At 63.3% G+C, this 13,487-nt stretch carries 8 protein-coding genes; 1 reads left to right on the top strand and 7 read right to left on the bottom strand.

Features of this window, described 5'->3' with window-relative positions:
* Nucleotides 1-12 precede the first annotated feature (12 nt).
* From ACI0FG_RS17890 to ACI0FG_RS17860, 7 genes are all read right to left on the bottom strand, one after another.
* Nucleotides 13-2,019: a DUF6785 family protein gene (locus ACI0FG_RS17890; RefSeq protein WP_419786375.1), complete on the bottom strand. Its 2,007-nt coding sequence runs from the start codon at nt 2,017-2,019 to the stop codon at nt 13-15.
* On the bottom strand, nt 2,016-6,950 hold the full coding sequence (locus ACI0FG_RS17885) for an FtsX-like permease family protein (protein WP_419786374.1): 4,935 nt from the start codon (nt 6,948-6,950) through the stop codon (nt 2,016-2,018). Before ACI0FG_RS17885 ends, ACI0FG_RS17890 begins: the two co-directional genes overlap by 4 nt.
* A 3-nt stretch (nt 6,951-6,953) precedes the next feature.
* Nucleotides 6,954-7,724: an ABC transporter ATP-binding protein gene (locus ACI0FG_RS17880; RefSeq protein WP_419786373.1), complete on the bottom strand. Its 771-nt coding sequence runs from the start codon at nt 7,722-7,724 to the stop codon at nt 6,954-6,956.
* A 64-nt stretch (nt 7,725-7,788) separates the two neighbouring features.
* The gene (locus tag ACI0FG_RS17875; RefSeq protein WP_419786372.1) at nt 7,789-8,481 is read right to left on the bottom strand and encodes an ABC transporter permease; all 693 of its coding nucleotides are present in this window, start codon (nt 8,479-8,481) and stop codon (nt 7,789-7,791) included.
* 142 nt (nt 8,482-8,623) lie between these two features.
* Nucleotides 8,624-9,400, bottom strand: coding sequence for a polysaccharide deacetylase family protein (locus ACI0FG_RS17870; protein ID WP_419786371.1), 777 nt, complete (start codon nt 9,398-9,400; stop codon nt 8,624-8,626).
* Between the two features lie 79 nt (nt 9,401-9,479).
* Complete coding sequence (locus ACI0FG_RS17865) at nt 9,480-9,707, bottom strand: helix-turn-helix domain-containing protein (protein ID WP_419786370.1); 228 nt, start codon at nt 9,705-9,707, stop codon at nt 9,480-9,482.
* Nucleotides 9,707-10,258: a DUF2975 domain-containing protein gene (locus ACI0FG_RS17860; protein WP_419786369.1), complete on the bottom strand. Its 552-nt coding sequence runs from the start codon at nt 10,256-10,258 to the stop codon at nt 9,707-9,709. Before ACI0FG_RS17860 ends, ACI0FG_RS17865 begins: the two co-directional genes overlap by 1 nt.
* Before the next feature lie 218 nt (nt 10,259-10,476).
* Between ACI0FG_RS17860 and ACI0FG_RS17855 the strand changes: the two genes are divergently transcribed.
* Complete coding sequence (locus ACI0FG_RS17855; protein WP_419786368.1) at nt 10,477-13,386, top strand: insulinase family protein; 2,910 nt, start codon at nt 10,477-10,479, stop codon at nt 13,384-13,386.
* The last annotated feature ends 101 nt before the right edge of the window (nt 13,387-13,487 follow it).

The following is a 13,487-nucleotide window of genomic DNA, read 5'->3' as shown; positions in this document are numbered from 1 at the left end:
CGCCACCCTTCCTTACAGCGGAAACACGTTGTAGCTCTGGTCGCTGAACAGACCTATGACGGCAAATATGCCTCCCATGAGGAAATCGCCAAGGATGAGGCCGATGAACAAGAACCGAACCTTGTTGAACAATCGGGTTCCGCCGTAGTGGAGCACCAGATGATTGCACAGCCAGCCGAGGAAGAAGGGGAACCAGAGTATCTGCATCCCTGTGGAATAGCAGGCGAGGTAGCCGAGCGGATGCAGCGGCCACCAGGGAAATTTGTAGTAGCAGAAGATGAGCAGGACCATGACCACGGCACCGGCGGCGGCGTAGGTGATGGTCCACTGGTTGGGGCCTACGGGCTGGTCGATAAGCCGCTGCGCGGATTCGTAGTTGGCCAGCACGGTCTGGGTGGCCCATTGCAGCCCAAGTTCGCGCAAGCCGTACTTGTAGCCGAGGAAAAGCATGGTGGCGAAGGCCACGGCCAGGGCGAGGACGAGGGAGACGCCGATGGCGGCGAGGATCAAACCCCGCCGGTTGGACTGCTGCCGAATGGCCGCGCCGTGGAAGAGCGTGGGCCCAACGGCCTCGCGCACGTCGAGGAAAAGGACCTTCTGCATCACGGCGGTGGCGGCCATGCCCGCCGCACCGAAAAAGCCGGTGCCGAAAAAGCCCATGAGCGCATCGGACGGCGCGGCGGTGAGCGTGAAGTACGGCAGTCCGGCCTGGCAGACGAGGCGGCTGGTGACGAGCATGAAAATCAGGAAGACCAGGGGCAGCAACAGTGCGGCAAGAGTGGGCAGGCCGAAGAATCGACACCAGCAGAAGAGCAACGCCATGCCGAGGAAGAGACCGACCAGCGGCCAGGGGGAAGGCCGCCAGGCACCGGGCACGCAGTCGAACATGCCGGAGCCGTGCGGGGTCTCCTCGCTGCATTTGGGCTTGAGGAAGCCGAGCAGCGTCTGCTTGAGATGATGGCGTGCCAGCCAGAAGAGAAAGAGGAAGAAGATGATGTAGGACCCGATGGTCTGCGCGCCTTCGGGCCGTACAAGGTCTGGGCCGAGGGTGGTGCCGAGAGCGGCCTCGGGCAGTTGCCAGCCCATGACGTAGAGAACACCGAAGAGCAGCCCTGCCAGGATGTAGAAACCCCACATGGAGAAGGAAATCTGCCTCGTGGTCAGGAAGGCGAAGCCGATGAAGGCGGGGATGACGTAGAGCTTGAGTTTGTGGAACCCGGAGAAGAGGCCGAACTTGGGGAAATAGTTTCCGGCCAGCACCAGCGTGGGCAGCTGGGGCACCGAGGGATAGTAGAAATGCAGCCCGTTGCAGAGATGGATCAGCGCGGCGATGAGCAGGCCGATAAGCAGATAGGAGTTGGACCACCAGGAGAGGAACTGCTTCTGGTCGAGGGCTTCCCCCATGAGCATGGGCACGCGCACCAGGGGGAAGAGGACACGCTCGTTGACCACCCACTGACGGCCGAAGAGGAGCATGAGGCAGACCATGACGAAGTAGGAGCCGAGGATAAACACGGCCCAGACCGAGAGCACGGGCAGCCACACGCCCCAGGGGATGCGGGCAAGGATGTCGAGCACGCCCATGTCGCGGCCGCCCCGGATGCCCTGATAGAACTGGTGTACGGCGTCGGCCGAGGACGGGAACCAGGAGGCGGGCAACAGCGGTTTCAGCACCTCGGTCCAGCGGTAGGCGTCTCCGGCAAAACGGTCGGGCGCGGTGATGTTGACGAAAAAGGTCTCGGACAGTCCTGCGTAGCCGATGGAGGTGAAGATGACGCAGATGAGCCAGACGACCAGCAACTCGGTGCCGGAAAAGACCGGCTCCCGTTTGGTCAGACGCGCGCCAAGGGCGTCGAGCACGAACATCCAGGCCACGATGAAGAACGGGGCGAGCGGAAAGTGCCCGCCGCCAAGGGGCGTGTTGTGGCCGATGGTGTTGTTCCAGGGCGTGAAGATACAGAGGCCAAGGCCCAATATCAGCCCGATAAGCGGGCCGCGCAGCCGGACTTTTCCGTTCATGCCGTCTCCTCCGCTATCAGGGCCGAGGCCAGGGGTTGCAACCGCTTGTCCGCCTCGCCCGCGTAGTGGGCCACAGCCTCGTCGTCCAGGGAGCGCCAGGCCAGCAACTGCTTGCGCAAGTCGTTGAGGAAGGTCTTGTTCAGGTTCTCCCACGCCTTCTGCTCACCGGCTTCACGTGTCAGAATCACCTTGATCTGCCGGAAACCGGCGTAGAGCTCGGACGGGCAGAATACAAGCTGCACCTTCTGGCGCACGCCGAAGTCGAAAGGCGCGAGCCAGGCGCGCAGGTCGATGGAGATGCACACGTCGTCCGGGATGGAAAGACGATGCCCGCCTCCTTCCAACTTGTTTTCCTTGAGGTCCAGATATTCGCAGACCATGTCGTCGGTGCTGAACGCGCCGTGGGAAATGTCGTGATGCGCCAGATAATAGTCTTGCAGGAACCCGCAGGCCGAGGTCATCTCGTGAATCTTGATCAGGAAGGGCAGGATCACTGTCAGCCGGTCGCCTTCGGCCTTGGGCATGGACCAGGAGCGGTTGACGTCCGGGATGGCGATGCGGGCCGCGACCTTGGCCGGATAGATGGCGGAAATGAGGACCACGCCGATGACCAGAACCATGGCGGCCACACCCGCTGTGGAGGAATAGTTGGCGGTCATGCCCGCCCACAGGGGCGTTCCGGCCAGGAAAGCGGCCGAGCCCTGGGCCAGCAGATACCCCACCACCACGGAGATGATGGCAAAGGCCAAGGCCTCGGCAATGAACAGGAAGGCCACGTGCGGCGGGGCCAACCCCACCGAGGTGTAGACCGCGATCTCCGGTTTGCGCTCATAGACGGAGCCGATCATGGTATTGAGCACAATGAGGATGGAGATGGCGAGCGGAATCAGGATGTTGGCCATGCCGGAATAGTTGACGGCGTCGTTGGCGAAATAGAGTGAGGTGCCGGAAGGCGAACCGCGGAAGAGCAACATCCCAAAGCGGTCGCCCAGATCGCCGGAGACCTCGGCGGAATTTGTCTGCGGCTTGACCGCGATGCCCTTGAGCTTGCCCGCGCCGAGGGAGAGCAGCATCTCGGCCGGTACCAGTATGGTCTCGTCGTCCGGGATGTGCTGGTAGCGGGACTGGGTGGAAATGACGTCCTCGCCGTCCTCGATGGCCTCGGCCTCCACATCCGAAAGCTGGGTGGCGGCCTGGCTGGGGAAGATGATGGGCGTCATCGGCTCACCGTCCAGGTCCGGATTGTTGCGCAGGCCGTCACCCGCAAACACGCCCACCAGCTTGAAGGAAATGCCCCACACGTCCAGGGTGTTGCGCGCGGGATCATCCGGGTCCGCGTTCAGGGCCTCGGCCATGCGCTCGGGCAGGATGAGGGCAAACCGTTCGCCCTGCCGGAACCAGCGGCCTTTGACCAGAATGCGGGACAGCCCGCTCACTTCAGGCTCGCGCCAGGAGAGGCCGACCATGCCGCGTGCCGGGGCCTCGGCCTTGCCCAGAATGACCGGGATGCGCGGGGCGCGGGACTTGTCCGCCGTCAGCCCGGTATCGTACCAGACGCGGGGCACCACCACGCCCTTGCCCTCGTAGGTGTTCTCCACCACGGAGAGCGCTTCGGGCGGTACGTCCTGCCAGTTGAAATACTTGAGCATCCGCCCCGTGTAGGTGGCGGTGTCGCTAAACTGCGCCCACCCTTTTTCGCGCACGGACTTGACCGTGGTGAAGTTCATGATGGTGAAGGTAAGGATGACCAGGGTGACGAAGGTCAGGAAGGTGCGCACAGGCCGCCGCTTGAGGTTGCCCACGCCCAGGACGAAGGCCGCGCCGAACGCGGCCATGGGGCTGATGCCGGTAAGCTTGACGTGGGAGGAGCGCTTTTGCAGCTCCACCATCTCGCGCTCGAAACGGAAAAAGATGATGAGCGAGACGAGAAACGACAGGGCCAGAATGAAAAACGCCAGAATGACCACCAGCGGCGAATAGGTCAGCTGGAACGCGGGATGGACAAAGTAGATCACCCCTATGATGGCCACGAGGAAACCGAGAAACGCGCCGATCCGCTTCTTGATGTCCACAAAGGAAAAGAAGAGCCGCTCCATGCAGTAGGCAAAGGGAACAAAGAGGGCCACGTAGAAGAGCACGCCCACCAGCACGTCCTTCTGGGTGCGGTCCACGTCGTTGTACACCCGGCTAGCCTTGGCCAGAGAGGAACGCGCCGACTCGATGAACTTGTCCCACTTGCGGGCCTCTCGATAGGTTTCGGCGTTGCGCAGGTCCTCATCGCCCTGGCGGCGCAGGGTGCGGATGCGCTCGTTGACGATGCCCCGCTCCTCCAGATTATCGATGCGCGGCCCGAGCAGATTCCACATGTCGCGTGCGGCCCGGAACTCGGTCAGCGGAATGACCGGCCACTGCCGCGCGATGAAGCCCAGCCCCTGCGGATGGTCTGCATCCGCATTGAGCAGCAGCACCTTCTTGTCCAGCACAGTGTCGGAGAGAGTCAGCTTGATGGGCACGTCCGGCTCCAGAAACAGGGTGCCCAGCGTGGAGCGGCGGGTATCCATGCGGCTGTACCAATAGCTGACCGGCGGGGCCTCGGTGCGGCTGTCGATGAGGGTTGGCCGGTAGAGGAACTTGAAGGTGCGAGGGTCGAAAAGGTCGAAGAGCGTGGTCTGCGTGCAGGCAAAAAGGGTCAGGTCCGTGACCTGTACCCTGCGGCTCAGTTTGATGCGGTAGGCGTCCTTGCCGGTCTTGGGCTTGTCAATGGCCCAGTCGGCCAGACCGGTCCGGTCGTTGAACCGAAAGGCCTCGATCACCGCCTTGTGGTAGCTGGCCTTCTTGCTGACCAGTCCGGGAATGCGGAAGTGCCCGGCAGTGTCCACCATACCGTAGTTAAGAGTACTCCACTGGAAGGCCAGAACCACCATGCCTGTGCCGGGCCGGTCCGGAAACACCTCGCCCTTGCGCAGCAGGTTGGCCCGTCCCTCAAGGGTCACGAAGTTGTTCTGGCCGCGCTGCCCGGCGTCGTCGATGGGCTGCGAGACCAGTGCGGAAAGCAATTCGCCCACCAGCCGGGACTGCTTTTCGACAAAGGGAAAATTCACGCGCCCCGGCTTGTCGTAGGGTGTGCCCCAGGCCGGGCGCAGGTCGTGCACTGTGGCCAGGGTCAAGCCCGGGAAACCCGCCAGGGCCATAGGTTCGCCGCCCAGCTCCGGATTGTCGGGCAGGTAGGACTGCCAGGCCCGCTTCCCGGGCCGGAGCGTATCGCGGAAGAGCATGGCCTCGGGCGCGCCTTCCTTTTTCAGCGCGCGGACAACGCCCTTCATCACCCCGTCCAGAGGACGGAAAAAGGCGGTGCGGTTCACGGTGGGCCGCAGGTTGTTCAGCCACCCCTTGTCGAAACCGCCCAGTCCGTCGCCATGGCTGGAAAGATAGAGCGAGACGTGCGCCGCCACGGACCGGTCGCCGATGGCGTTGCGCAGGTCGCGGGCGGTTTGTAGATCGTCGAGCTGTCCTGCCGCGTCCTCCAGCAACTCTGCCTGATGCAGGACCGCCAGCGCCGTGAACGGCCGCAGGGCCTTGCGTTCCGTGTCGGACAGAGGAAAATCGGCAGTGGTGGAACTGATCCAGTTCAGCCGCTTGAGGGCCATGCGCCGGTCCGCCAGTTCCTTGATGTGCGCCTCGCGCTCCATGCCGGACAGGGGTGCCATGCCCATGGTCCGGCCCATGCCCATCATACCCAGGGAACCGGCCTTGTCCATATGCATGTCTTCATGCATGCCGCTCATCATGCGCAGCCGCATCAGATCGCCGGTCAGGTCGTCCTCTGCGTTGCGCACCACCACCTTGTAGGCGGCCTTGAGCAGGACGCGGTCCTTTTCCCCGGCCAGGAAAACGAAGGGATCGGGCGAACGCAGCATCTCCAGCGCGCGGACGGCATCCGCCTTGCGCTCCCGCAGGGCGTTGCGCCGTTCCTTGAGGTCCTTGCCCCTGCTCACCAGGGCCCAGGTGAATTCACGCATCCCGGCCTGAGCGCGCGCCTTGCCCGCCGTGGCCAGCAGCATCACGGACCGCTTGGGCGGCGTTTTGGCAAACCGTGCCGCCGCGTCCATGAGCGTGGCGATGGACACGGCCTCGTCCGCGCCGGGGGCCTCTCCGGCCACCAGCCCGGTGGCGTCGTAAAAGGCCTCGGCAATGACCGTCTGTTTGGAAAGCTCGGGATCACTGCCCTGAATCATGCAATAGACATTGTGTCCGCGCACGTTGCGCCATACCGACCCGGAGGTGAGCCGCGCCGCGCCGATGGGATGGGGCTTGCCCTGTATCCCCTCCGGCCCGAGCAATTCGTCCGCCTGGGTGCGGGACATCCAGAACATGGGAAAGTCGATGGGCGTCAGCTCGAACTTGTATTCGAAGAGCGGCCGTGGCGCCGGGCCGCCGTCGCCCCCAGCGCCCACGAAGATGATGGCGCGGGCACCCAGCATGGCCGCGTTGTTCCAATTCTTGCCGGAGTCCATGTCCATGAGGACCACGGCGTTGTGCACGTCCATGCCGTCAAAATCGACGACCCGTCCGTTTCCGGCATAGAGAAGCGGCCCCTCCATGCCCGGCGGGGCCACGGCACCCGGAGAAAGCGCATTGGTCCGGAGTTGCCTGAGGGCGATGCTCCGGCCCGATCCGGCCAAAGTCAGCACGGCGCCGGACTGCACGGTCTGCGGCACGTGGAAGGACTGCCGCCCGATGACCGCGTTCGGGAACAGGCGACGAAACTCGGCCTCCACCATATCCGCGGCTTTGGCCGCGCCCTCGGTGCCGATGGACCTGTCGCCCAAAGCGGCAAGGCGGCGCAGGAACTCCGTCCCGTCCGCACGGGCCGATGCGGGGGCGGCCAGAACGAGGACCGCCAGTAGCAGGAGGACCAGCCGACGCATCATGCGCTATGCCCCGTGGGGCTCCTGTTTGTGGCCGGTGAGCTTTTCGCCGATACCGCCGATGGTGATGTCCAGTTCCTCGCGCAGCTCCACGCGGTCCACCATGCCGTCGCGCACCCAGACCACACGGTCGGACACGTTGAGCATCTTGTAATCGTGGGTGGCGGAGATGATGGTGACGCCCCGCTCGGAAGAAAGTTGCTGGAGCAGTTCGATGATCTCCTCGCCCGTGGTGAGGTCCAGGTTGCCGGTGGGTTCGTCGGCCAGGATGATGGCCGGGTCGTTGGCCAGGGAGCGGGCCACGGCCACGCGCTGCTGCTGGCCGCCGGAAAGCTCCAGGGGCTTGTGCTGAAACCGCTTGCCCAGCCCCACCAGCTTGAGCAGTTCGATGCCCTTCTCCTGGGCGTCGTCCGCGTTCATGCCCGCAAAGGTCATGGGCAGGGTCACGTTCTCCAGGGCGGTCATCACCGGGATGAGATTGAAGGTCTGAAAGATGTAGCCGATCTTGCGGTTGCGCAGCCAGGCCAGCTCGTAGGCGTCCAGCTGGGAGATGTCCACCTCGTCGATGAACACCTTGCCGTCCGTGGGCTTGTCCAGCCCGCCGATCATGTTGAAGAGCGTGGACTTTCCCGACCCGGAAGGGCCCATGATGGAGACGTATTCGCCTGCGTATATTTCCAGGTCCACGCCCTTGAGCGCCTCCAGGGTCTGGGTGCCCATGGTGAAGGTCTTGCGGACGCCGATGACGCGGACAATGGTACGTTTTTCTTCGCTCATGACTTCATTCCAGATGCGGACAGTACAAAATAGTTTCTCATCCGACCATTATTCTTTGCTTTTCTCAGTGTTCGGACCGGATCGCCTTGATGGGTTCCATGCGGGCCGCAAGCCAGGCGGGATAGAGCACGCCGAGCAGACTGAGCGCGCAACCGCCGAGCACGGCAATGCCCACCGACTCCAGGGCCGCGCCCCAGGGCAGCCCGGCCAATGCGCCGGAACCGAAACGGACCCAACCGGTAAGGAGGGAACAGATTGCACCGACCACCGCGCCGGTAACGGCTCCGGCAAGGCCCTGCATTCCCGCTTCCAGCATGAAAAGTTTGAGGATCATGGAGTCCAGCGCGCCCAGGCACTTCATGACGCCGATCTCCGGGAACCGCTCGGTGACGGACATGAGCTGGGCGTTGATGATGCCCACGGTGCAGACCAAAAGCGAGAGCAGGACGATCCACCGCTCCTTGGCGGACATGGCCACGACCAGTCCTGTCGGGTCCACGTCGTACCCGGCCTGAGACAGGGTGCGGATCGCATCACGGCCGCCGTGTGAGAGCAAGCCGGAGGCGATGTCCAGATTGACCAGGACAAAGGCGAGAAAGGCCACGGCCAGCACCAGGCTGGAAATGGTGATCATGGAACGGAAAAAACGCACGCGCAACGACTTGAAGCTGATCTCCAGGGACTTGGAGAACGGCAACGTGATAAGGCGGTCTATCTTCCCCTCGGGACGGCCCAGAACGGTGCCGGATTGGCTCATAGATTCCCCCACGGACTAACCGGCTGAAATTTCACATTCTCGTCAGACTAAACCGGCAAGCCATTTCTGACAAGCCAAAAGGCGGGAACGGGACGTGAATTTTGCCATCTTGTCGCATGGCGAAAGAGCCCTACGAACCGGTTCAGAGCCTGTCCAGGCGGATCAGCTCCGGCCCGTCGGGTCCGGCCACCGCCTCCAGGCAGCGGTCCAGAAAGGCAAAGGCCGCGTCGTTCATGCGCTGGTGATGGAGCATGAGGCCCACCCGGCCTTCGGCCACCGCATTTTTGAACTCGATGATCAGATGCTCCAGCCCCTCGGCCGGGTCTTCCTCGCGCCGGGTGTGCAGATCCACATTGATGGGCAGGTCCGGCAGGCCGAGCGGCAACGGAACCTTTTTGTCCTCGCCGGACGAGCGGGACACGGCCTTGAACCCAAGGTCCTTGAGGATCGGCCCCACCCGGGGATCGAACCGGTTCCAGGGCGGGGTGAACACGGGCCGGAAGGCGTCGCCGAGGATTTCCGCCAGCCGGTCGCGGCCATGGGTCAGGTCGGCGCGCAGTTCGGCGTCGTTCCGTTCCGTGCCGAACTCGCCCTTCTTGCCGGAGGTCTGGTGGTTGAGGTGCCGCCAGCCGTGCTGGTGCCAGCACCACAGGTCGTCCTCACCAGCCCATTCCCGCAGCACGTTCCAGCGCGCCGGGGTAAGCCAGGCAGGGGTGACGGCCAGATGCAGCGGCACGCCGCGGGTGCGGAAAAGGTCGAGCATCCGGCGGCACTTGTCGCCGGGCACACCGAGGTCGTCCGCGCGGAAGAAGACGGGGACAGGGGAAGCGGAGAGGATTTCGGCCGCGCGGTCGGCAGCCCGGTCCAGATCGGCTTCGGGAGCCAGCCAGCAGGGGGAGATGATATTCTTGACGATCATGGCGGCACAATGGATATCATCCACACGAAGGCAACGCAAAGGGATGATGCGCAAAATTTCGAAGCGGACGGCCGCCGCCCTATTCGGCTCCGCCCTCCCCAGCCTCCGGTTCATAGCCCAGAATGTCTCCGGGCGTGCAGTCGAGAACGCGACAGATGGCCTCCAGCGTGGAGAAACGAATGGCCTTTGCCCGGCCCGCCTTGAGCACCGACAGGTTCTGCGGCGTGATGCCGATGGCCTCGGCCAGCTCGCGCGAACTCATCTTGCGCCGGGCCAGCATGACATCGAGATGGATGATGACCGGCATCAGATGGTCAGCTCCGCTTCGGCCTGAATCTCCCGTGCCTGTGCCATGACATGGGCGGCCACAATGATGGTCAGGGCCGTGACGATCATGGTCAGGTTCGAGTCCTCCACGCTCACGTTGAGCAGGTGCTGCCCCGGCGGGTTGTGCATGGTCAGGATAACGGAAAGAGCCGCGCCCTCAAGGGGGGACAGCAGTTCGCGAATCAGCAGGAGAATGCCCACACGCCGGATGCGCCGGGTGTTTTCGTCCGTGAACACCGCATCGCGGGCATAGTTGCCGAAAAGCCGGGCAAGGTTCCAGAACACATACCCGATCATGGCCGTGGGCACGGCCATGGCCGCCAGAGCCAGCAACTGCACGTCCCAGAAGATCGGCCCGACGTTTTCCGGCCTCACGTTCAGGTCAAAGCCGAACGACAGCCCCTGCCCTGCGTGCTTCAACGCCCAATCCAGATTCAGCGAAATCAGGCTGGCGGCCAGCGGGGCCAGCACCATTCCGGCCAGAAATATCCAGTAAAGGGCCCGGCTCAGTCGTCGCGCGTTGGTATGCATCTGTTTTCTCCTTCCGGTTGCAGTACGATGACACAACATCTACAGCCACGCTTACCGTTTGTCAATAACTTTTTATCGAACAAAGATAATGCATGGTTGTACGGCCCGGAGGACAATTCATACTTTGAAGGCCGGGCAGGGTTGGTGTATACCCTTAACTTCCGGCGGCAGTGAGAGCCGCTCCTCAAGCAAAGACCTTCATCAAGAGAGAAACATCCATGCCCTACGGCTTTACCAGGACAAGAACCCTCGAGATTCCCGAAATGGCCTCCACGGCCTACGTATACCGTCATAACAAGACCGGCGCCCGCGTACTCTCCATCGTCAACGACGACGAGAACAAGGTGTTCGGCATCTCCTTCCGCACCCCGCCCAAGGACTCCACCGGCGTGGCCCACATCCTGGAGCACTCGGTGCTCTGCGGGTCGGACAAGTACCCGGTGAAAGAACCTTTCGTGGAGCTGCTCAAGGGCTCGCTCCAAACCTTCCTCAACGCCATGACCTTTCCGGACAAGACCTGCTACCCCGTGGCCAGCGCCAATGTGCAGGACTTCTACAACCTCATCGACGTCTATTTGGACGCTGTCTTCTATCCCCGGCTCACCGAGAACACCCTGAAACAGGAAGGGTGGCACTACGAGCTGGCGAGCGAGGACAAGCCCCTGACTTACAAGGGCGTGGTCTACAACGAGATGAAGGGCGCCTACTCCTCGCCGGACTCCCTGCTCTACGACAAGGTGCAGCAGTCGCTCTTCCCCGGCCACACCTACGGCATCGACTCCGGCGGCGATCCGGAGATCATCCCGGACCTGACCTTTGAACAGTTCATGGATTTCCACCGCAACCACTACCATCCGTCCAACGCCTACGCCTATTTCTACGGCGACGACGACCCGGAAAAGCGACTGGCCATCCTGGACCAGGTCTTTTCCGCCTATGAGCCCATCGACGTGACCGGCACGCGCATCCCGCTCATGGACCGGTTCGACGAGGCCAAGGCGGTCCGCACCGGCTACCCGGCCTCCGGCAACCTGCAAAAGGGCATGTTCACGGTCAACTGGCTGCTGGCCGAAACCAGCGATCCGAACCTGAACCTGGCCCTGCACGTGCTGGAGCACATCCTCATCGGCCTGCCCTCCTCCCCGCTCAAGAAGGCCCTGACCGACTCCGGCCTGGGCGACGATCTGGCCGGGGTGGGGCTGGAAGCGGACATGCGCCAGATGCTCTTTTCCGTGGGCCTCAAGGGCATCCACCCGTCCAATGCCGTCAAGGTGGAATCCATCATCTTCCACACGGTCAAGGAACTGGTGGAGAACGGCATCGACGCCGCGGATATCGAGGCGGCCATCAACTCCGTGGAGTTCTCCCTGCGCGAGAACAACACCGGCTCCTACCCGCGCGGCCTTTCCCTCATGTTCCAGGCCCTTTCCACCTGGATATATGACGACGAGGAGCGTGACGGCGACCCGCTGGCCCTGATTCCCTTCGAGGAACCGCTGAACAACATCAAGGCGTGGGTCAAGTCCGGCGAAAAGATCTTCGAGGAACTGCTGGCGCGGCTCTTCCTGCACAACCCGCACCGCACCACCGTGCTGCTGGAACCGGACCGCAAGCTCTCGGCCGAGATCACCAAGCGCGAGCAGGATCGGCTGGCCGAGGTGCGCAAGGGTATGAGCGAGACCGACCTGAAACGGATCATGGCCGAGGCCAAGGAGCTGAACAGGCTCCAAGGCGCGCCGGATTCGCCCGAGGCGCTGGCCACCATCCCCCGTCTCTCCGTGGACGACCTGGACCGCGAAAACCGGGCCATCCCCACGGAAGAGAAGACAGTCGGCGGCGCGCCCCTGCTGCTGCACGACCTGCCCACCAACGGCATCGCCTACGTGGAGCTCGCCTTTGACCTCGCTGCCGTACCGGACGAGTTGATCCCCTATGCGGGCATTTTCGGCCGTGCTTTGACGGAGAGCGGCACGGACAAACGAAACTTCGTGGACCTCTCCCAGTGGATCGCCCGGACCTCCGGCGGCATCTGGGCCCAGCCCATGGCCGCGCCCATACTCAACTCGCCGGACGCCGCCGCCCGTATCATCGTTCGGGCCAAGGCCACCGGCGACAAGATCGTCGAGACCGGGGAAATCCTGGCCGAGATCCTGGCCGGAGCCAAGCTGGACAACAAGGAGCGCATCGGCCGCATCGTGGCCGAAGCCCGCGCCCGCAAGGAACAGCACATGGTTCCGGCGGGCCACCAGGTGGTCGCCACCCGGCTGCGCGCCCGCACCCATCTGGGCCATGCCATGGAAGAGGCCATGTCCGGCCTGACCAATCTCTACTTCCTGCGCGAACTGGAAAAGCGGGTGGAAGAGGACTTCCGCTCCGTGGCCAAGGACCTGGAGCGCTTCCGCACCCTGCTGATCTCCCGTTCCGGCCTGCTCATCAACGCCACCATGGACAGCCATCTGTTCAAGAAGGCCGAACCCGTGCTCGCTTCCCTGGCAGCAGGACTGCCCGAGGGCGGCGCCGCCCCGGCAGAGCGCACCCTGCCCGAGCTCCCGAACCGCGAAGGACTGGCCATCCCGGCCCAGGTCAACTACGTGGGCAAGGGCGTCAGCCTGGCCGAGCAAGGCATCTCGCTCACCGGCGCGGCCCACTGCGTGAACAAGCTGATACGCACCGGCTACCTGTGGGAAAAGGTGCGCGTGCAGGGCGGAGCCTACGGCGCGTTCTGCATGTTGGACCGCGTGGCCGGAGCACTGGCCTTTGTCTCCTACCGCGACCCCAACGTGGCCGCCACAGTGGAGGCGTTTGACGCCTGCGCCGACTATCTGGAAAAAGTGGAGCCGGACAGCGACGAGCTGGAAAAGGCGATTATCGGCGCCATCGGTGAGCTGGACCAGTACCAGCTGCCCGACGCCAAGGGCTACACCGCCCTTCTGCGCCACCTGACCGGCCTGGACGACGTCTACCGCCAACAACTGCGCGACGAGGCCTTCGGGCTGACCACGGCGGACTTCCGCGCCTTTGCCGCAGCGGTTCGCGCCAATGCGAAAAACGGCGCGATTTGCGTATTGGGCGATTCCCTCGCCATGGAAAACGCCGGGCTCGACCTGAAAATCGAGCAGGTAATCTAGTTCTGTAGTTCCTTTCAAAACAGCAGTATGAGCCCCGTGCGGATTGTCGCGCGGGGCTCCTCTTTTGTTGTGACAGGCAAGGAAAAGAGAAAAGGGAAAAG

The organism is Pseudodesulfovibrio sp. 7M6 (assembly GCF_050058625.1).
Lineage (GTDB): Bacteria > Desulfobacterota > Desulfovibrionia > Desulfovibrionales > Desulfovibrionaceae > Pseudodesulfovibrio > Pseudodesulfovibrio salinus.
Note: the sequence above shows the minus strand (reverse complement) of the source record. Positions and strands in the feature narration are given on the sequence as shown.

What these genes read in the sequence shown, in the direction of transcription:
- ACI0FG_RS17870 (WP_419786371.1), bottom strand. Translation starts at nt 9,400, where the DNA reads ATGATCGTCAAGAATATCATCTCCCCCTGCTGGCTGGCTCCCGAAGCC.
- ACI0FG_RS17865 (WP_419786370.1), bottom strand. Translation starts at nt 9,707, where the DNA reads ATGCCGGTCATCATCCATCTCGATGTCATGCTGGCCCGGCGCAAGATG.
- ACI0FG_RS17860 (WP_419786369.1), bottom strand. Translation starts at nt 10,258, where the DNA reads ATGCATACCAACGCGCGACGACTGAGCCGGGCCCTTTACTGGATATTT.
- ACI0FG_RS17855 (WP_419786368.1), top strand. Translation starts at nt 10,477, where the DNA reads ATGCCCTACGGCTTTACCAGGACAAGAACCCTCGAGATTCCCGAAATG.
- ACI0FG_RS17885 (WP_419786374.1), bottom strand. Translation starts at nt 6,950, where the DNA reads ATGATGCGTCGGCTGGTCCTCCTGCTACTGGCGGTCCTCGTTCTGGCC.
- ACI0FG_RS17880 (WP_419786373.1), bottom strand. Translation starts at nt 7,724, where the DNA reads ATGAGCGAAGAAAAACGTACCATTGTCCGCGTCATCGGCGTCCGCAAG.
- ACI0FG_RS17875 (WP_419786372.1), bottom strand. Translation starts at nt 8,481, where the DNA reads ATGAGCCAATCCGGCACCGTTCTGGGCCGTCCCGAGGGGAAGATAGAC.
- ACI0FG_RS17890 (WP_419786375.1), bottom strand. Translation starts at nt 2,019, where the DNA reads ATGAACGGAAAAGTCCGGCTGCGCGGCCCGCTTATCGGGCTGATATTG.